Origin of the sequence: Varibaculum timonense, assembly GCF_027694345.1 — a bacterium.
Taxonomy (GTDB): Bacteria; Actinomycetota; Actinomycetes; order Actinomycetales; family Actinomycetaceae; genus Varibaculum; species Varibaculum timonense_A.
The window spans coordinates 86,413-105,629 of sequence record NZ_JAQEVU010000005.1 but is presented as its reverse complement, the minus strand read 5'-3'; the positions used below and the strand labels follow the sequence as shown (position 1 = coordinate 105,629).

At 52.9% G+C, this 19,217-nt stretch carries 19 protein-coding genes and 1 tRNA gene; 6 read left to right on the top strand and 14 right to left on the bottom strand.

The features are described from left to right. Positions 1 to 7: 7 nt before the first annotated feature. The 3 genes from PG728_RS05510 to PG728_RS05500 form a co-directional block, all read right to left on the bottom strand. Complete coding sequence (locus PG728_RS05510) at positions 8 to 916, bottom strand: DNA-processing protein DprA (protein ID WP_270626233.1); 909 nt, start codon at positions 914 to 916, stop codon at positions 8 to 10. A gap of 221 nt (positions 917 to 1,137) precedes the next feature. After that, the gene (locus PG728_RS05505; protein ID WP_270626232.1) at positions 1,138 to 1,350 is read right to left on the bottom strand and encodes a helix-turn-helix transcriptional regulator; all 213 of its coding nucleotides are present in this window, start codon (positions 1,348 to 1,350) and stop codon (positions 1,138 to 1,140) included. Beyond that, positions 1,343 to 1,498 (bottom strand): hypothetical protein, encoded by a 156-nt coding sequence (locus PG728_RS05500; protein WP_270626231.1) that lies wholly within the window; start codon positions 1,496 to 1,498, stop codon positions 1,343 to 1,345. The genes PG728_RS05505 and PG728_RS05500 overlap by 8 nt, the downstream gene beginning before the upstream one ends. Positions 1,499 to 1,911: 413 nt before the next feature. Between PG728_RS05500 and PG728_RS05495 the strand changes: the two genes are divergently transcribed. The 3 genes from PG728_RS05495 to PG728_RS05485 all read left to right on the top strand — a co-directional run bounded on the left by PG728_RS05495 (position 1,912) and on the right by PG728_RS05485 (position 2,489). Continuing rightward, positions 1,912 to 2,043 (top strand): hypothetical protein, encoded by a 132-nt coding sequence (locus tag PG728_RS05495; protein WP_270626230.1) that lies wholly within the window; start codon positions 1,912 to 1,914, stop codon positions 2,041 to 2,043. Positions 2,044 to 2,106: 63 nt separating this feature from the next. Next, positions 2,107 to 2,277, top strand: coding sequence for a hypothetical protein (locus PG728_RS05490; RefSeq protein WP_270626229.1), 171 nt, complete (start codon positions 2,107 to 2,109; stop codon positions 2,275 to 2,277). Then, a complete protein-coding gene (locus PG728_RS05485) occupies positions 2,274 to 2,489 on the top strand; it encodes a transcriptional regulator (protein WP_270626228.1) in 216 nt (71 codons plus the stop codon). The genes PG728_RS05490 and PG728_RS05485 overlap by 4 nt, the downstream gene beginning before the upstream one ends. Here the strand turns inward: PG728_RS05485 and PG728_RS05480 are convergent. The 3 genes from PG728_RS05480 to PG728_RS05470 all read right to left on the bottom strand — a co-directional run bounded on the left by PG728_RS05480 (position 2,486) and on the right by PG728_RS05470 (position 4,554). Further along, positions 2,486 to 3,055 (bottom strand): hypothetical protein, encoded by a 570-nt coding sequence (locus PG728_RS05480; RefSeq protein ID WP_270626227.1) that lies wholly within the window; start codon positions 3,053 to 3,055, stop codon positions 2,486 to 2,488. The genes PG728_RS05485 and PG728_RS05480 overlap by 4 nt on opposite strands. 95 nt (positions 3,056 to 3,150) lie before the next feature. Further along, the gene (locus PG728_RS05475; RefSeq protein WP_270626226.1) at positions 3,151 to 4,311 is read right to left on the bottom strand and encodes a tyrosine-type recombinase/integrase; all 1,161 of its coding nucleotides are present in this window, start codon (positions 4,309 to 4,311) and stop codon (positions 3,151 to 3,153) included. A 170-nt stretch (positions 4,312 to 4,481) separates the two neighbouring features. Then, positions 4,482 to 4,554 (bottom strand) — tRNA-Ala (locus PG728_RS05470). A gap of 388 nt (positions 4,555 to 4,942) precedes the next feature. On the opposite strand from PG728_RS05470, the gene PG728_RS05465 reads away from it, so the two are divergent. Further along, entirely contained in the window at positions 4,943 to 5,584 is a 642-nt protein-coding gene (locus PG728_RS05465) for a TetR/AcrR family transcriptional regulator (RefSeq protein WP_270626225.1), read from the top strand. A 293-nt stretch (positions 5,585 to 5,877) separates the two neighbouring features. Here the strand turns inward: PG728_RS05465 and ilvD are convergent, their stop codons facing one another. The 6 genes from ilvD to PG728_RS05435 form a co-directional block, all read right to left on the bottom strand. Continuing rightward, on the bottom strand, positions 5,878 to 7,749 hold the full coding sequence (ilvD, locus tag PG728_RS05460; protein ID WP_270626224.1) for a dihydroxy-acid dehydratase: 1,872 nt from the start codon (positions 7,747 to 7,749) through the stop codon (positions 5,878 to 5,880). A gap of 132 nt (positions 7,750 to 7,881) precedes the next feature. Further along, positions 7,882 to 9,042, bottom strand: coding sequence for a branched-chain amino acid aminotransferase (locus PG728_RS05455; protein WP_270626365.1), 1,161 nt, complete (start codon positions 9,040 to 9,042; stop codon positions 7,882 to 7,884). A 115-nt stretch (positions 9,043 to 9,157) separates the two neighbouring features. Further along, entirely contained in the window at positions 9,158 to 10,213 is a 1,056-nt protein-coding gene (locus PG728_RS05450) for a 3-isopropylmalate dehydrogenase (protein WP_270626223.1), read from the bottom strand. Between the two features lie 225 nt (positions 10,214 to 10,438). Then, positions 10,439 to 11,464, bottom strand: a complete 1,026-nt coding sequence (gene ilvC, locus PG728_RS05445; RefSeq protein ID WP_270626222.1) for a ketol-acid reductoisomerase — start codon at positions 11,462 to 11,464, stop codon at positions 10,439 to 10,441. A gap of 2 nt (positions 11,465 to 11,466) precedes the next feature. Beyond that, the gene (gene ilvN / locus PG728_RS05440; RefSeq protein ID WP_270626221.1) at positions 11,467 to 11,979 is read right to left on the bottom strand and encodes an acetolactate synthase small subunit; all 513 of its coding nucleotides are present in this window, start codon (positions 11,977 to 11,979) and stop codon (positions 11,467 to 11,469) included. Positions 11,980 to 11,984: 5 nt separating this feature from the next. Continuing rightward, a complete protein-coding gene (locus PG728_RS05435; RefSeq protein WP_270626220.1) occupies positions 11,985 to 13,769 on the bottom strand; it encodes an acetolactate synthase large subunit in 1,785 nt (594 codons plus the stop codon). Between the two features lie 441 nt (positions 13,770 to 14,210). On the opposite strand from PG728_RS05435, the gene PG728_RS05430 reads away from it, so the two are divergent. Both PG728_RS05430 and PG728_RS05425 read left to right on the top strand, forming a co-directional pair. Then, positions 14,211 to 15,809 carry an aspartate:alanine exchanger family transporter gene (locus PG728_RS05430; protein ID WP_270626219.1) on the top strand — a complete coding sequence of 533 codons (1,599 nt, stop codon included), beginning with the start codon at positions 14,211 to 14,213 and terminating at the stop codon, positions 15,807 to 15,809. A 126-nt stretch (positions 15,810 to 15,935) separates the two neighbouring features. Next, positions 15,936 to 17,378 carry a threonine/serine exporter family protein gene (locus tag PG728_RS05425; RefSeq protein WP_270626218.1) on the top strand — a complete coding sequence of 481 codons (1,443 nt, stop codon included), beginning with the start codon at positions 15,936 to 15,938 and terminating at the stop codon, positions 17,376 to 17,378. Between the two features lie 159 nt (positions 17,379 to 17,537). On the opposite strand, the gene hpf is transcribed toward PG728_RS05425, so the two are convergent. Both hpf and PG728_RS05415 read right to left on the bottom strand, forming a co-directional pair. Continuing rightward, positions 17,538 to 18,206, bottom strand: a complete 669-nt coding sequence (gene hpf, locus PG728_RS05420) for a ribosome hibernation-promoting factor, HPF/YfiA family (RefSeq protein ID WP_072510659.1) — start codon at positions 18,204 to 18,206, stop codon at positions 17,538 to 17,540. 149 nt (positions 18,207 to 18,355) lie between these two features. Then, positions 18,356 to 19,102, bottom strand: coding sequence for a ComF family protein (locus tag PG728_RS05415; protein ID WP_270626216.1), 747 nt, complete (start codon positions 19,100 to 19,102; stop codon positions 18,356 to 18,358). Positions 19,103 to 19,217: the final 115 nt, after the last annotated feature.

Below are 19,217 nucleotides of genomic sequence, written 5' to 3'. Positions count from 1 at the left end.
GATTCACCTAGGAGGCCAAAAGCTGGTGCTCGAAAAGCTGCCTGTTAATCAAGTTAGCTCCTATAGCGTCTTTAAGCAGTGGAATTACTTCTTCGACTGCATTTGCTACCCTCACCCCATTGTTTGGAGCTTCCCGAGCCAAGTGCCTACCCCATGAGGTATTACGCGCAACTTGGGCAGATAAGACCACAGCGTGACCCTGTTTAAGCGCGGTTCTTACCTGATGTCGAGTACCGGAGTTTTCCGAGGCCTGTACAACAATGGTACCGACCGAATAAGCAGACATCACTTCATTACGCATGGGAAAACTAAATCTGGTAGGAGTAGCTCCTGGAACGAACTGCGATAACAGCATACCATCAGTTTCAATGCGTTTTTGTAGCCCCGCATTCTTCCTCGGATAGCAAATGTCAACGCCAGTACCTAGCACTGCAACCGTGCGACCTCCTGCATCTAGCGCAGCCCAGTGCGCAGCAGCATCTACACCGCTAGCTAATCCAGAAGCAATCGTAAAGCCCGCTTTAACTCCATCGCGAGATATAAAGGCAGCACTTTTAAGCGCCCATCTTGCAGCATCTCTAGAACCAACGATTGCGATTGCCTGGTCAAAACCTCCAGGCGGCAAAGATCCGCGAGTGAAAACCACCGGAGGATAGTTGTAGACTTCAAAAAGCTGAGCAGGATAAGTAGGGGATTTAAAAGTATGTACCTGAGTTATCCCATCAGATTGCCAGCCCCTAACCCTCTTGGCAGCCTCTTCTAGCTTTGAGAAGTAATCAGGAGTTTTCTCTTTTAGGCAAGACAACGGAGTAGCCCCATTCGCATGCATCATTTTTCTCAGATGAGCAGGAGAGGAATCTAGACTAAGTAAAGCTAGAACTGCTAACTCTTCATCAGTTACATTTTGCAAGTCCATTTTTCGCCCCCTTATCTACTCGTATCTCTTTCTGTAAATATACATGTTCATCAGAACAGGAGGAAGGAAAACATAATTCTTGTTTTACCCATTATCTCTGTTGCAATCTAAGGCAGCTACTTTAATCTCAGAATCCATGAGAGCCGTTAACGCCCGGTCACGCTCCATAGTCGCGTGCTGATAACGCAGAGCAACCTCCACATCCACATGCCCGCCGCGCTCTAACAGTTCCGCGAGCGGGAGGGGCGGGAAGTGTTCCAGTCGTCTATGGTTTTGGGTAGCCAGCCGTGAGTAGCGTTAGTGGTGGTTCCAACGATTACATCCGGGGGTGGGAGCATATTCTTTGCGCGGTATGAGTACAGGGTTCTGCGTTTTATCCCGATTCTTTCTGCCACATATAGCGCGGATAGGTACCGTTTTGGTTGCTTAGTCACGGGCTTTGTCCTGCCTATACCCTGCGACTGCAAGGGCTAGCCATGCTGCTATGAATAGCCAGGTGTACCAGCGCAGCCCGGTTACCCGTGTTGCTAGAGCGATTATCAGCAAAGAAAGCGCCGATACGGTCATATTTCGGGTCACCATAATATTCCTTTCCAGGGGTAAGTCATGAGATGCTAGGTGGTGAGGGGTTCAAGATAGTTCGATTACTTTGAACCCCTCACCTTTATTTTGTCAGTCCTTGCGGTGCTTACCGCGTTTTCGTGGTTTGCGCTGCTGCCATAGCTGCACCCCTTGCAGGGTTAGGCTTGCAAGCATTAAGGCTGACATTACCCAATCAGCTAGTCCCATAGGCATCACCCCTTTTTTTTAGTTATCAATCAACGTGTTCTCCCTGAACACCCTTTAACTACAACATGATATCCATCTACTAGCAACACCTTATTTTTCCTATTTTCCCCATTGAATTACTTGACTTAACCTAACTACTTATGTTATTATGGTGTTGTTGGCAATGAAAGCCAACAATATTTGAAAAATAAATAGAGGTGATGCCAATGGACGAAATAAGAGAATGGGGAATATTCGCCATGACAGCAGTCATAGTGATTATCGACCTTCTCAAAAATTGGCCAAAAAAGGGAAACGGTAAACATGAAAACCTTAAAGGCAGCGGGGGTTCAAAATAATCGAAGTATCTTGAACCCCCGCAACACCTCTAAACTACCTTACAAACAAGAAGGTGACTAGATATGAAAAAAGCAATAAGCTCACTAATCCCCCTAGCCGCTATCTTCCTAGCCCTGCTCGCTTTCTCTAGCGATATGCCCTTTTGGATGGCGTGCACCTGCTGGGCTCTATGGGGAACAGCACTAGGGGCAAGCATTATCGGTACTGCATGGAGAGGACGTGGAACCAAGTGACCAAACACTACCTGTCCAGAATGCAGTTCGCCGCCCGTATCGGAGTAAAACCCGCCTCCCTATCCCGCTACAAACTACCCACCCCAGATGTGATAGTTGGCCCCGACACTCGCCCCGTGCAAGGCTGGAGCACCGAAACAATCGACAAATGGAACGCAGCCAGACCAGGACGTGGAAGCCGAACCGACCTAAAGCCCTGGATAGAGTCTTAGCGCTCTTGTGGTTTTTGATTTGAACCGAAAACCGCAGCGATAGCTACTAAATCGACCACGCCCAGCACCCCGGCAATCCAATAGGCTTGCGCCCACACAGCAAAAGCCACCACAGCTAGAGTGGCAACCGTTGCCGCTAACCCCATAGTTTGCCCTCGGTGCGCATATTTCGCAGGAATCTCATAGCGAGCATGAGTTTGAAACTCCTCTAGCTCACGGGATGCCCGCATGTTTTCTACATGCTGCTCATAAATCTCTGGTAGCTGGTCACGCAGTTTGGACAAAGTTTCTAAATCGGTCTCCCGAACCGGTACATGCAGATGAATCTCTTGCAGAACAGCATTTACCGTTTGCTGAATGATCTGCTGGCGTTCTGACTCATGTTCGCCGCCCGGTTCCACATCGACAGGGGAGATGCCACCTGGGGAGCTGGGAGAAGATTTTGAAGCCCCGCGTAAGTGTGTTTGCCGCTCAGGTCGAACACCGAGAGAATCCCCAGACGTGTCGCTTCTCTTTTCACCCGGGAATCTTGCCGAACGCAGGTTTTCTCCGTCATTGTCTGCCACTTCCTCTCCTTGCCTCGAAATGTCGCGCCCCGCGGCGCCTTGTCTGCTAATTCCTAGCATACCCACCAATCAGCGAAGGCGAAACCCAAACGATTCTAAATCTCGATACGCGAATCCATGCGGGCAGTTAGCGCCCGGTCACGCTCCATGGTCGCGTGCTGATAATGCAGAGCAACCTCCACATCCACATGCCCGCCGCGCTCTAGCAATTCCGCGAGCGTTGCGCCCTGCTGGGCAAAAATCGTAAGCCCGGTATGGCGCAGGTCGTGGAACACAAACCAACCCATGCCTAGCTGTTCGCGAGCGCGCTCAAATGCGCCGCGAATCGTGTTGTGATGTACCGGCGTAGCCGGGTCGGTGGTTCTGGGGAACACGGGAGACGTAGGGTCTTTTGCCACCCAGGTAGACAGGTGTTGTTTGACTACTGGCACGAGGGCAGGCGGAATGGATATCTCACGGCGTCCAGCCTTGGTTTTCAGGTCTGTGTAAGCCCCGCCCATTTTCGAGTTAGTCTGCCTAACGATGCGCACCGTTGCCAGAGGCGGGTTATTTAGGTTAGTGAAATCGGCTCGTTGTAAGCCGCAGACTTCCCCCATGCGCATAGAGCACCAAGCGCCTAGTAGGACTGCTAGGCGTAGATGGTCAGGCATAGCCGCGGCCAAGCCTTTAACTTCCTCGGGGGTTGCTACTTGGCGGCGCTCTGGGTCTTTTACGGGGTCGAATACTGGCCAGGTAACCCGGTTCAACTGGGAGGCGTCCATGTATCCGCGTTTTGCTGCCCATCGCAGTACCGCGCGGGTTACGTTCAAGGCGTTAGCTGCCGCGCCCGGTTTTAGATCTTTAGATGCTTGCTGGCAATAGGTTTCGATATCGCTGCAGGAAAGCTCCCCTAGATTCTTGTCTCCTAGTTTTTCCAGGGGGTAGCGCAGCTTCGAGGAATAGGTGTAGAGGGTAGAGCCTTTACGTCCAGCGGTCTTTAGACGCTGTAAATGCTCTTGGGTGGCGTAAGCGAAAGTAACCACCTCTTGACGTTCCTCTGGGGAGGGGAACTCCCCAGAGCGGATATCGCGGCGCCGCTCCCCCAGCCAAGCGTTCGCCTCCATCTTGGAGCGGAAAGAACGCGAAACTCTTTTCCCCGTATCCGGATTAATAAATGACGCTAGATACGAACGCGCACCCGATTTCAGCTCCCGAGTCTTCACCGACCCAAAGCCACGCCGCTTTGCCAAGATCATCACCACCAAAACGAGTCCCACTCGAGTCCCACTTAAGTACCACTAGATTCTACCCGTTTTAGTCCTTTTTTGTCTTTCCTTGTCCGTCCGCGCCTTTCGGTTTCCACTCTGTCAGCGGGCTATCAGTGCAGGTTAGGGAGGTTAAAATAAGAAAAAGCCCCGACCAACGCGGGGTTGGTCGGGGCTACCCGTGGAGCTAAGGGGATTCGAACCCCTGACCTTCTCATTGCGAACGAGACGCGCTACCAACTGCGCCATAGCCCCTAGGTACTCTCAAAAGCCTAAGCGCGAAATACCTCAATTTGCAAACCCGGGGGCTGTGGGATTGTGCTCAACAAACGGAACAGCTTCTTGAACCGGGAAAACCCGCAGCAACAACCAACGCCCGAAACGATTAGGTAAACCCAGCATCCAGAGGACATTTCCTCCTAAATACCTATTTCAAACACCTGCGCACCAGGGCAGTAACCATGAATCCCTCAACACCGAAACCTATGACACGATACCTGGAGCCCAAAGAAATCAGGTAACGTCCTAATGACTCGGACGATACCCCCCAGATAGAGGACGAAGTACCCCTTTTTCTGCGATAGGACGTGCTACTATCACGCCAGATAGGTGAAGTTTTACTCCCTGAAAAGAGGAATTCGCAATGGAATGGGCAACGAAGCGCTTCCGACAGCTAGATTCAGCTAAGTCGCAACGGATTATTGCCGCAGCTGTCAGCGAATTCGCAGAAAAAGGCTACGAAGCGGCGAACACCAACCGAATCGCTAACGCCGCAGACATCTCGGTCGGTTCCCTATTTCAGTATTTCAAAACTAAAGAAGATTTATTTCGATACGTAATTCACCTAGGTGCAGGGATTATAGAAACCGACATCGGCAAGATTCTAGAGAAAGAAATCAGCGGACGCGACAAGATTAAAGAACTAATGCTGCTAACTATCCACGCCTGCCAAAACTACCCGGAATACCAGCAGCTATACCACGAGATTACCGCTACCGGGAATCGAGAATTAATCAGAGATATTGCCCGCGAACTCGAGACCTATGCTTCACAAGGACTAATTGAATTAATTAGGCAAGGTCAAGAACGCGGGGAAATCCGCACGGATTTACCCGCGGAAGTTCTAGCTTTCACCCTAGATAGCACCATGGTGATGATGCAGTATTCACTGACTGTCGCCTATTTTAAGGATCGCGCTAGGCTCTACCAGCTTGTAGAACCTAACGACTTCGCCGAACAGATGACGGAAATTATTTGGTCGTCCTTAAAACAGCAGTATTCATGAAGTAGCTATGCTTCAGCAGAGCTGGATTGAAAACTCAAGCCGGATAGCACAGTGACGCTTGCTGGCAAAAAGATGCTCGAGGGACAGCCTTGTATCCATTACTGTCAGCATCGGATACGAAACAGGATATGTAGCTGCGTTTACTTCTTTTTACATCCAAAACCCGCAAGAGGTTTCTGAAATAATCGTGATACTTCTCTTTTGCCACTTCAGCAAGGCTCACCGGGGTCCCCCGAGTACTTTTTGCCGGCCAGCCCGGATTTGCGTCCTAGATTGACTGGCACTTGAGTCCGTTATCCGGTCACCCGACTTACATCGCGCGCCCCACCTTGGTCGGCACTGAGGGCGCAGGCGGCATAGAGTTTCAGGGCGTCCGAAACTGTGCGTTTGCGACTGCGCGGAGTATAGGGGTGAGGACGCTGCTCCATTTTTTTGCGGCGGCGCGCCAGTTCTGCTTCCGGCACCTCTAGAGTCAAGGATTCGGTATTGACATCGATAGTGATTTCATCTCCGTCCTCGATAAGGGCAATTAAACCCCCATCAGCGGCCTCGGGAGAAATATGCCCCACCGAGATCCCGGAAGTACCCCCCGAAAAACGCCCATCGGTGATTAGGGCGCACTTTTTCCCTAGACCCCTCCCTTTTAAGAACGAGGTCGGATAGAGCATTTCCTGCATCCCCGGTCCACCCGCCGGCCCTTCGTAGCGAATCACTACTACATGACCAGGCTTAACGCTGTGGTCTAGGATTTTTTCGATGGCTTCTTCTTGAGATTCCATCACAATCGCTTTACCGCGGAAATGGTATAGGTCGCTATCGATTCCGGCGGCTTTAATGATGGCGCCTTTTTCTGCCAGATTTCCCCGCAAAACCGTCAGTCCCCCATTGGCGGAATAGGCGTGGGCGGTATCGCGGATACAACCATTGACTGCATCGGCATCCAGGTCTTTCCACTGGTTAGCAGTAGAGAACGGCTCGGTGGTGCGCACTCCCCCAGGCGCCGCCTTAAACAAATCTTCCGCCTGCTCGGTAGCGCAGCCACCACGCACATCCCAATCGGCTAGCCATTTTTCTAGCGAGGGCGCGTGAATCGAGGTAACCTCGCGGTTTAATAATCCGGCGCGGTCAAGCTCTCCTAGCAGTGCTGGTATCCCCCCGGCGCGATGCACGTCCTCCATATGGTAATCATTGTGGTTGGGTGCAGCTTTACACAGACAAGGGACGCTGCGCCCCAGACTCGAGATGTCTTCCAGGTCAAAGCGCACCCCGGCTTCGCGGGCAACCGCCAACAGGTGCAACACCGTATTAGAAGAACCTCCCATTGCCATATCTAGGCTCATAGCGTTAAGGAAAGCCTCGCGAGAGGCAATTTGCCGAGGCAAAACCGCATCCTCTTCCTGACCATAGTAACGCTCACATAGCTGGACGATTAGCTTGCCAGCCTGGGTAAATAGGTCGCGGCGCGCAACATGGGTCGCCAGGGTAGACCCATTGCCGGGCAGCGCCAGTCCCAAAGCCTCCGTCAGGCAGTTCATCGAGTTAGCGGTAAACATTCCCGAACAAGAACCACAGGTGGGGCAGACCGCTTTTTCAATCTCGATCAGCTGTTGATCCGAAATCTCCTGGTCAGCAGTAGCGTTCATTACGGTAATCAGGTTGCCGTGCCCGTTTTGGGACGGCCCCACAATCATATTGGGGTCGATTCCGCGCCCGGCCTCCATGGGGCCACCCGAGACAAACACGGTGGGAATGTTCAGCCGCATGGCGGCAATCAGCATTCCTGGAGTGATTTTGTCGCAGTTGGAGATACAAACCAGAGCGTCTGCACAATGGGCATTCACCATATATTCCACGCTGTCCGCGATGATTTCCCGACTGGGCAAAGAGTAGAGCATCCCCTGGTGTCCCATGGCTATCCCGTCATCAATGGCGATGGTGTTGAACTCTTTCGCCACCCCGCCGGCATCTTTAATTGCCTGCGCTACCAGTGGGGATACCTGGTTTAGGTGTACGTGACCCGGCACAAATTGGGTGAAGGAGTTGGCAATGGCGATAATCGGTTTCCCAAAATCACTGTCACTCATGCCGGTGGCTCGCCACAGCGAGCGGGCGCCTGCCATATTGCGGCCGGCAGTGGAAGTTCTTGAACGAAGTGGATATGCCATTTTTCTCCTAAAAATATTGTCTACTGATGGCGGGGTGATGCGCTTACGAGGACGAGGGCGAGCACTAGAATCCCGGCTCGCGCCTCCCTAAACACGAGCTCCGAAATCTGCTCGCCCGCGTCCTCAGCGCCGCTAGTCACAAAGGTGATAAGTCCAGCCGTAAGGGTCGGGGGCTTCCCCGTTTTGAATAGCTACCAGGCGTTGATGAATACTGGCGGTGACCGGTCCGCAAGGCACTTCCACCTCGAAATCATCGGATCCGAGCCTCCCAATCGGGGTTACTACCGCCGCAGTTCCACAGGCGAATACTTCACTCACCTCACCGGAGCGAATATCTTCTACCAGCGATTTTAGGGAAATATCGCGTTCGAAAACCGGAGTGCCGCTATCGCGCAGCAGGCGGCAGATAGCCGAGCGAGTCCCGCCCTCCAGGATTACGCCAGTAAGGCGCGGGGTGTGTACTGAACCGTCCGCCCGCACCACGAACACGTTCATACCGCCCAGTTCTTCCAGGTTTTCTCCTCGCTTGGTGTCCAAGAAACAGACCTGTTCATAACCCTTTTCGGCCGCCATATTTTGGGGCAACAGGGAAGCCGCATAGTTACCTCCGCATTTAGCTTCCCCAGTCCCGCCTGGACCTGCCCGATGATAGTGGCGGTCTACCCAGATGGAGACCCCTTTGGTTTCCCCACCCGAGAAATATGCCCCCGATGGAGAACCAATCACCAGATATTTAACTTCCCTGGCAGAATGTACCCCCAGGTAGGGCTCGGTTCCAATCATAAAGGGGCGCAGATAGAGGGAGGTGCCTGGCGCAGTCGGCACCCAGCGTTTATCGGCGCGCACCAAATCAACGATAGAAGCCACGAAATCCTCTTCCGGGATTTCCGGTAGTGCCAGGCGCCGCGCGGAGGCATTCAAGCGGGCAGCATTATAGCGAGGTCGAAAAGCCCAGATAGAGCCGTCTTTATGGCGGTAGGCCTTTAGCCCTTCAAAGACTTCTTGACCGTAATGAAACACTACGGCTCCCGGCGACAGGCTCAAGTTTTCAAAGGCTTGCACGCGGTGTCCGCTCCACCCTTCACCTACTTTCCAGTCGGCAACCGCCATGTGATCCCCGAAATGAGAACCGAAAGTCAAGGACTCCATAATCTCGCGGTATTCTTTGTCGCTGGCTGGATTCTGGTTAGGCCGCAAAGTAAAGCGCCCCGCCAATTCATCCGCGCTCGGCAGCGGTACCTGCGATGCTGCCTCTAACCCGGTTAATGTATGGGTTAAACCGTTCTCGCTCATCATCGTGTTCTTTCCGGCTCCGGGGAGCCTATTTTTGTTCTCAAACTCTGTTTCTCGGTCACTAGGAGACCATGTATTTACTTTTCTCGCCATAAGTAGCGATTATCCGTTTCCGTTAGAGGCGGGCAGCAATCTCATCCCCAATCTGACTGGTACTGCGCGCCAGTGGTTCACCGTTTTCAGCCGCAAGGGCGCGCTCCTCCATATCGGCAGCTATCGCGGCGCGGATATCTTCCGCCGGTTGCCCTGCGCCCTCGTTTTCTAACAGCATCGCTACTGAAGCAATCGTAGCCGTGGGGTCAGCGATTCCCTTTCCGGCAATATCAGGCGCCGAGCCATGTACCGGCTCAAACATAGAGGGGAAGGTGCGATCCGGGTTGATATTTCCCGAGGCCGCCAGACCAATCCCCCCGGTAATCGCACCTGCCTCGTCGGTTAATATATCGCCGAACAGGTTGTCGGTGACGATTACGTCGAAACGTCCCGGATCTTGCACTAGGTAAATAGTGGCAGCATCGACATGAGCATAATCCCAGGTAACCTCGGGGTATTCTTGAGATACCTGCTCTGCCGTTCGCCGCCACAAATGCCCAGCATGAACCAGCACATTATGTTTATGCACTAAAGTCACGTGCTGGCGGCGTTTGACAGCCTGGGCAAATGCAAAGCGCACCACCCGTTCGACTCCAAAAGCGGTATTAACGGAAACTTCAGTGGCGATTTCCTGCTCAGTTCCCACCCTGATTGCCCCGCCGTTACCGCAGTACAAACCTTCGGTGCCCTCTCGAACTACCACGAAGTCAATCTCGCCGGGATTCGCCAGCGGAGTAGGAACGCCTCGGTAGTAGTGGGCGGGACGCAAATTCACATAGTGATCCAGGCTGAAACGTAGCTTGAGTAGCAAGCCGCGTTCTAGCACTCCCGAGGGAACCGCGGGATCTCCTACTGCCCCCAGCAAAATCGCGTCGTGCCGTTTAATACTTTCCAGCTCTGCCTCGGGCAGAATCTCTCCGGTTTCCAGGTAGCGGGCAGCCCCCAGGTTGAACTCGGTTTTTTGGATGCTAATCCCGCTACCAGCCAAGGCAGCGTCCATAACTTTTAGCCCCTCGGCCACGACCTCTTTACCAATCCCGTCCCCGGGAATAACCGCGAGCTTAATGGTATTACCCATACCTGTTACTGTCCTTTCCCTGCGCTACCTGGGCAGAATAAACAAACTACTCGACTACGATTGCAGTAACCTCACCGCTAGAAATCAATCTTGGAAGCGGTAACGCTGACTTGTGAAAAGATGTGAGAGGGGGCTTGAGCCGAGCGAAGCAAGGCTCACCGGGGTCCCCCGAACACTTTTCACAAGTCAGCACTACAACCCGAAGCATTGCCAGGTCTAGCGCCCTTAGCGCTGCGCCTGCCCTTCCTGGTAGTCATCATCACTTTGATTCCACGAGAACATGGCACGCAGTTCACGCCCTACTTTCTCAATCGGGTGGGCTTCTTCAGTGGCACGCATCTGTTTAAACTCCTGAGCTCCGTTGTCCTGATCATTGATGAAACGCTGCGCGAAAGAACCATCGCGAATATCGGACAAAATGTCGCGCATAGCCTGGCGGGTCTGCTCGGTAATTACTCGCGGGCCGGACACGTAGTCGCCGTATTCGGCGGTGTCTGAACACGACCAGCGTTGCTTGGTGATTCCGCCCTCGTTAATCAAATCCACGATTTGTTTCATTTCGTGGCAAACCTCAAAATAGGCAATCTCCGGTTGATAACCGGCCTCGGTCAATGTCTCAAAACCGGCTTGGATCAGGTGCGATACCCCGCCACAGAGCACTGCCTGTTCCCCGAACAAATCGGTTTCGGTTTCCTCGGTAAAGGAGGTTTTCAGCACCCCTGCCCGAGTCGCCCCCAGAGCTTTCGCATAGGCCTTGGTTACCTGCCAGGCGTTACCGGATTCGTCCTGCTCCACCGCGATAACCGCCGGGGTTCCGTAACCGGCTTCATAGGAGGCACGTACCTTGTGACCAGGACCTTTCGGCGCCACCATACACACGTCGTGACCAGCACCGGGTTGAATATAACCGAAACGGATATTGAAACCGTGGGCGAAGAAAATCGCGGCATCCGGTTTCAGATTTGGGGCAATCTGCTCGGCATAAACCGTCCGCTGCACCTGATCAGGCGCAAGCACCATTACGATGTCGCCCTCAGCGGTTGCCTGCTCAATCGATTTGACCTCTAGCCCCTGCTCTTTAGCTTTTGCCACCGAGGACGAGCCTTCCCGCAGCCCTACGACTACCTCTACCCCGCTATCGCGCAGGTTGAGGGCGTGGGCGTGACCTTGCGAGCCGTAACCGATAATGGCAACTTTCTTACCCGCAAGTGCGGCCATATCCGCGTCAGTGTCGTAAAAAATTTCAGCCATTGTTACTTCTCCTTTAGTTGATCTGTGATTGAACGCGGGCCACGGCCAATGGCGACCGCCCCCGATTGCACGATTTCGTTGATACCGTAAGGCGCTAAGGTATCCATCAGTGCCTCCAGTTTTGATTGCACCCCGGCTGCCTGGATAACCAGCGATTTCCGGTTTACATCTACTACGCTGGCTCTAAACAAATCCACGATTTGCAGGATTTGCGCTCGGTTATCATCATTGGCTTGCACTTTAAACAGTACAAACTTACGGGTAACCGAGTCCTGGGGGTGTAGCTCCACCACTTTTAGCACGTTTATCAGTTTGTTTAACTGTTTAGTTACCTGCTCAAAAGGTAAATCTTCCGCATCTACCTGCACAGTTATCCGAGAAATCGAGGGTTCTTCGGTTTCTCCGACCGCTAGGGAATGAATGTTGAAAGCCCGCCGAGTGAACAGGGCAGCTACCCTAGCGAGGACGCCGGGTTTATTCTCTACCAGGATGGAAAGGGTATGGCGATTGTCCATCACGATCAGTCCTCACTTTCCCAGACCGGTCCTTGCCCGCCTGCATAGATAACATTGCTATTTGATTCGCCCGCCGGCACCATCGGCCAGACCTGGGAATCGGTAGAGACTCGAAAATCAATTACCACCGGACGGTCATTGGTTTCCATCGCCTGGGCGATTACCTGGTCCACTTCTTCTTTAGTCCGAGCCCGCAACCCTAGCGCTCCATAGGCTTCTGCCAGTTTCACGAAGTCGGGAATATCCTTTCCGCCCTCTCCGTCTTGCAGCAAGGTGCCTGAAAAACGCGAGTCAAAGAACAGTTCTTGCCACTGATGCACCATTCCCAGAACCGAATTGTTAATAATCGCCACTTTAATCGGCAGATTCTCTAAGGTAGCGACCGCGAGCTCCTGGTTGGTCATTTGGAAACACCCGTCCCCGTCAATCGCCCAGACTTGCGCATCCGGGTTGGCAACTTTCGCCCCGAGCGCCTCGGGAATTGCTACCCCCATAGTGCCTAAGCCAGCAGAGGTGAGGAAGCCGCGCGGGTTTTCGTGCGGCAAAAACTGCTGTGACCACATCTGATGCTGTCCCACGCCGGTACAGTAAATCGCATCCTTACCCACCATTTCCCCGATACGTTTAATCACATATTGGGCGGGGAGGAGACCGTCATCTGGTTCATCATAGGCAAGCGGGTAACGCTCGCAGATGTAATCCAAATGGTGCTTCCAACCAGAAATGTCCCGCGGGTTACGCTGCATTTCCTCTTTAACCTTCGGCAGTAATCCCTGTAGGGTCTGCCGTAAATCTCCCACGATCGGTATGTCCGCTACCCGGTTCTTCGAGATTTCGGCGGGGTCAATATCGGCGTGAATCACTTTGGCGTCCGGGGCAAAAGCATCTAAGCGACCAGTTACCCGGTCATCGAAACGAGTCCCTAGCGCCACCATCACGTCCGCGCGCTGCAAGGCGGTCACCGCCGGAACCGAACCATGCATCCCCGGCATTCCCAGGCAATGGGGATCCGAGGACGGGAACGCCCCTTGCGCGGTCAGGGTAAGCACTACCGGGAAATCGGTAACTTCCACCAGTTCCTTTAGCTCTGCCGTCGCTTCGGCCGCCAGCGCTCCCCCGCCTACATAGAGGACTGGCCGTTCTGCCTTCGCCATCAGCTTCGCAGCGGCTTTTATTTGCTTAGCGTGTGGTTTGCTCGGCACCTTATATCCGGGTAAATCCACGGTTACCGGCCAAGAAAAATCAAGTTCGCCGACTTGGGCATTTTTGGCGATATCTACCAGCACCGGGCCTTTACGGCCAGTAGAGGCCAAATGGAAAGCCTTCACCAAAGTAACCGGAATCTCTTCCGGCTCAGTTACCAAAAAATTGTGTTTGGTAATCGGCATCGACACTCCCACCACGTCAGATTCTTGGAACGCGTCAGTACCGATCGCACTGGCAGCAACCTGCCCCGAGATTGCCACCAGCGGCACCGAATCCATATGAGCATCCGCCAAAGCGGTCATTAGGTTGGTGGCTCCCGGTCCAGAAGTTACGATAGCTACTCCGGTTTTCCCGCTCGAGAGTGCGTAACCTTCCGCCGCGTGTCCCGCAGCTTGTTCGTGACGCACGATGATCTGGTTGATTTGCGAGTCATAGAGCGCATCGAAAACCGGCATGATTGCCCCGCCGGGTAAACCAAATACATCGGTCACTCCCAGGCGTTCTAGGGTAGCGACTACTGCCCGAGATCCACTCATCCTTTCTCCAGGAGGCACTCCGCCGGGTTTTTGCTCTTTGCTACTCATCCTTGCTCCCCGTTCCTGTATGTTTCCCTGTTTTCTTTAAATAAAAAAGCCCTAGGTGCTTTTACCTAGGGCTTTGCATCTGAAACGTTTTTAGACGCGACTAGCCCCGCCCGGTACTACCAGTAGTACTAGGCTGACTAGGTTCGTAATTCGTTTCGCCATAACAGTTCAAACGCTACGCGACCCATAGCCAGCGGGCGGAAGCGTCTCAGGTTTTGATACGAACCGCGTGGGCTTGGCTTGCTACACGCTATTAACCCATAGTGTTTATCTCCGCTCCCACCACTTGCCTCTATAGGAGACCCCGCTCTCCCTCTGCTTTAACGCGAAATCGTGATTAACTCCTCTCTGATTGCCAACTTAGGACGGACTTTCGACTAACGCGGCGCGATTTGGGTATGAAATCATAGAAAAAGCTACGTATTTCATTAAGGAGGTATCGTGCAGACAGTTTTCCAATATCTGGCAGAACAACCTGTACTTGTACTTTTCGGATTAATCGGCATTGGAATGTATCTCGGTCATTTCCGTTTCAAGGGAATCGGACTGGGGGCAGCGGCCGTCCTCTTCCTAGCTATCGGGATTTCCGCTTGGGGTACTGCCGAGGGCGTGGATATGGTTTCCAAATTCCCGCACGAGTTCGGAAAACTTGGTTTGGCACTATTCGCTTTTGCTATCGGGATTAACTCGGGTAATTCTTTCTTTGCTTCTCTTAAGAAATCTTTAGGGATTATGGCCGCCACTTTCGCGGTTTTAGCTGGCGGGGGCGTCGTGGCCTGCCTGCTAGGCAAAATCGCGGGGATGGACGCGGCCACTATCGGCGGTACTTTTGCGGGCGCAATTACTAACACCCCGGCACTAGCTGCTGCCGGCGCAGCCTCGGGCGATGAACAGTCGGCAACCGTTGCCTATTCCATTGCCTACTTATTTGGTGTTTTCGGAATGCTAATCGTGGCTACCTTAGCTCTCAACTATGGCAAGAATGATAAGGACCGTCCCGCATCTTTGGTTTCTCGCACTGTGCGAGTTGAACGGGATGACCTCCCCTCGGTACGCGACATTCGTGCCCATGTTGGCGAAAACGTGCGTTTTTCTCGGCTTCGGGAAACCGAGGACGGACCAATCGTACGCCCTACCCCCGACACTAAACTCGGTAAAGGCTGCCTGGTGACCGTGGTTGGTCCGCAAAACTTGGTGGTCGAAGTGGTTTCTGAACTGGGACACGATTCCTCGATTTCCCTTGCGGCTGACCGGCGGGATTGGGACTATCGCCGGATAACTATTTCCGATCCGAAGCTGGCTGGACGCACTTTAGGGGAACTTGGTTTGGAAGAACGTTACCAAGCGACCGTGTCGCGGGTACGGCGTGGCGATACCGATATGTTAGGACGCGCTGACCTGGTACTTCAGATGGGCGACCGGGTTCGGGTAGTGGCACCTACCAAGAACCTTAAAGAGCTATCGAAGTATTTTGGGGATTCCACTACCGGCTTGACCTCTATTAACCCGGTGGCTTTGGGTATCGGTATGGTTTTGGGACTGCTAATCGGCGAGTTCCCCATCCTTACTCCTAGTGGCGAGTATTTCACGATTGGTTCCGCGGCTGGAACGCTGTTAGTAGGACTTATTTTTGGTCGGGTGGGACGCATCGGCCCCTTCCCCACCGCTTTGCCTTATACCGCCAGTCAGGTGCTTGCCGAGTTTGGTCTGTTGGTGTTCTTGACACAAGCTGGCTATAACGCTGGCGGTCAGATTATGAAAGCCTTTACTTCCGGGGCTTGGCTAGGGATTTTACTGGTCGGTATCGCAGTTACTTTGACGGTCGGGTTTGGACTGTATTTCGTGATGCGCTACGCCTTCAAGATGGGCGGAACTCGCCTATCTGGTCTATTGGCTGGGGCACAAACTCAACCTGCCGTCCTCGCCTACGCCAATAACCGTACTAACTTTGATCCGCGAGTGGCGCTTGGTTATTCCCTGGTTTACCCCTTGGCGATGGTGGGTAAAATCCTAATCGCCCAAATCATCGGTGGTCTGTAAGCCTGCCCATACTTTAGTTTTACAATGCGTCAGCCTTAAGTGGGCTGGCGCATTGTAATAATTATCGCCCCTGATTTACCTCTTTCGTCCTGGATAGCTGTGAAGTTTAGGGGAGATAATTGCCTTATGCAGCAAGAATTTTCCCATAATAACATCGGTGCTGACAGACACGCTTCGTCCTCAGATGACGTTTTAGGCGAGTCCAAAGCGGATACTCTTAATCCCCACGGTAGCGAGCATGACGAGCTTCGCGCCCTACGTGACCGTCTGGCTGCCCAATCGGGGGTAGTAACCCGCTTGGGACGCACCTTGCTAGCGGCTGGAGCTAGTGCCTATCTGGTGAAGTTCTCTATGGCTCGCCTGGCTAACGCGGTGGGAATCGAAGCTCAGCATTCGCAAGTTACTTTTTCAGAAATAGTCACTTCTGTTTATGCTCACGGTACTTTCCGCACCGAGTCTCATGAACAACGCGCGTTCGGGGCTAACGCCGCTCGGCTTGACGATTTGCGGGGATTTGTTCGTTCTTTGAAACCGGGAATGCTGGTAGAGGACGCCGAGAAAGCTCTTGATGAGATTTGCGCGCGCAAACCACCCTATTCCGGAGTAGTAAACTGCCTGGCAGCTGGAATAGCGTGTGCCGGTTTCTGTTTTTTGAATCGGGGCGGAGTGGTTGAATGTAGCGTGGTTGCTATAGCGGCACTTTGCGGACAGTTTTTAAGACGCATGATGCTGAAACGGAAAGCTAACCATTTCGGGGTTTGGATGCTGTGTGGTTTGATGGCTTCTTTCATCTATATGGGGATTAGCCAGGCTCTACTGTTGTCTGGACTGCTCGAAGTGGCTCACCCGCAAGGAATTATTTCCGCGGTTCTTTTCCTAGTTCCCGGGTTTCCGCTGGTAACAGCGATTCTTGATTTGGTGCGGATGGATTTCTTAGCGGGAATGTCCCGGATGACCTATGTGATGATGCTAGTTATCTCGGCCGGGATTTCGGTATGGATGATTGCTACCATATTTAACTGGCATATTGATCCTCCTAGCAGTTTCCCGGTTGATGGCCCTGCCCTTTATTTATTGCAATTTGTTTGTTCGCTGATTGCTTCTTTCGGGTTCGCAGTGCTGTTTTCTATTCGCCCGCAAGTTGCCATATGTGCAGCTTTAGTTGCCGGTGGCGTCAATGTGGGGCGTCTTTTCTTTGTGAGTGAGGGGATGCTTCCTCAAGCTGCGGTGGGCCTGGCAGCTTTAACCATTGGGATTGTGGCACATTTTATTTCCCTCGCCAGCGGATTCAGGTTTTCCCGCACTTCGCTGACAGTACCGGCAGTGGTGATTATGATTCCCGGCGTACCCCTGTATGCAGCGATTACTCACCTATCTAATGGAGAGATAACTCAAGCGACCGAGGCATTAACTCAAGTGTTTTTCGTTATTCTTTCTATCGGGGTAGGTCTGGCGATTTCCCGGATGCTTACCGATCCGGGCTGGCGGATTGACCGGGACACCGCGCAGCCTAGGTTACTGGAGCAAACTGGCTGGAACAGCGGTAAGCAGCGTTTCCAAATGCGTTAATTACCTGGAAGTAATGGGGGGGCTCTGACTATTGTCAGAGCCCCCCCATAAGTTTTTGGGAACGTGTCCCGTTTTGGAATCTAAGCACTTTATTCAATTGAATAAAGCAGGTTCCCAAGTATATTCCCTTACTGCCAGGGACAGCGGCATCTTTGCCTATTAGCTCTCCCGGGGAGTCGCCGTGGCATCTAGGCGAATAACCCCATAGGTCCAGCCACGACGGTGATAGACCGCGCAAGGTTGCATGGTTTCGGAATCAATAAACACGAAGAAGGGATGTCCCACCAGTTCCATTTGGTACAGAGCCTCGCTCACAGTCATTACCGATGCTTCGTGCAGCTTTTGCCGAACCACAACTGGGGAATCACCTAACTGACTTTCATCGGGAACCCCAATTTTTCTCTCTCGCGGAACATCGGGAGAAAACTCGCCGTCATCAGGGGTAACCGCCTTGGCGGCGTCCCTGAGATTAAGTTCTTCAATCTTGATTGAGTCCTCTTGATGCTGCGCTTCCCGGCGACGACGATGATCCTTAGCCCGATCACGGGCACGGCGCAACCGTTCATATAGTTTGCCACAAGCAATATCTACTGAGGCGTAACGGTCAGAAGAACTGGCCTCAGCGCGGATAATCGGCCCTTTACCGAAAACTGTCAGTTCCACCTTTTCAGAAGTATCTGCTTGTCGCTGATTAGGTTCATGAGTAAGCTCCACATTAACCCGCTGTACCCGCGGATAAAACTGTTCAACCTTAGCGACTTTTTCCTCGGCATATTGGCGGAAATTCGGGTGGATTTCGGCGTTACGTGCTTCAACGATAATTTCCATTTGTGTCCTCCAGGGCACGGTATGGGGATCAAAGATCCCAGGTGAATGCGTACCGGCTCGTTCCGGTCGCGGTGATTGTAGCTACCACCCCCTTTCGCCCATCATTGGGCTTTTCAAGTACCAAAATTTTACCGCACAATGCCAAACCATTAAGCCCTTTTGAGGTTTCTTTCGGCTACGCCAAGGGAGAACACCCCTACCACCTGTGTCTGCGCCTCATTTATTACCCTTACCGCTTCCCGGATAGTAGCACCGGTAGTGATAACGTCATCAACTAGCAACACCCGTTTACTGAAATCCAACTCCCCCGGCGCAGCTAAACGCATGCTTCCAGCTCGTCCTCGTAACCGCTCCTGATAGCTGCGACCTGCCTGTTTCTTACTCCCCGCTTTAAGCTCCAACAACCCCGCTAGACGCACTTTACCCCCACAAGCGTTCAACCCGGCTGCCAATCCTGCCGCTAACCTACCGGCGGTCGAACGGATGGGAGAAGAACCAAAATGTGAGGTAGAGGGCGCGGGGCAAATCAGAGTGGGCTGCGAAACGCTTAACGCAATCGACCTCGCCGCCACTGCCCCAATAAAGAAAGGAAGCTGCTGGTAATAAAACCCTCGTGAATGTTTCATCGCTAGGATTACCCCACGTGCTTGCTGACGATAAAGACTGAGCGTAAAGACTTGCCCGGCATCCTTACCTAAAGCGGTAGCGGCATCAACGGCAGTGGGGGCACGCAAGAATATCCCTCGACACCGGTCACAAAGTAAGGTGTCAAGACGCCCACAACCGGGGCAAGTCTCAGGGAACAACAGGGTCGAGAACGCGCGGAAATGCTTTGCGATTTTCCCACTAAATGGCGCTGAGCCTTGAGAAAAGACGGGAAACACAGTAAAACCCATAGAGAAATCTTGCCAACAGAACTTTTCTCCCACTCCCTATGGAATAAGCAACTGGGGAAAACTGCCGTTTATCCGCCCTGGGGACAGCGCTGTTAGGCAAGCTAACGCTGGCTTA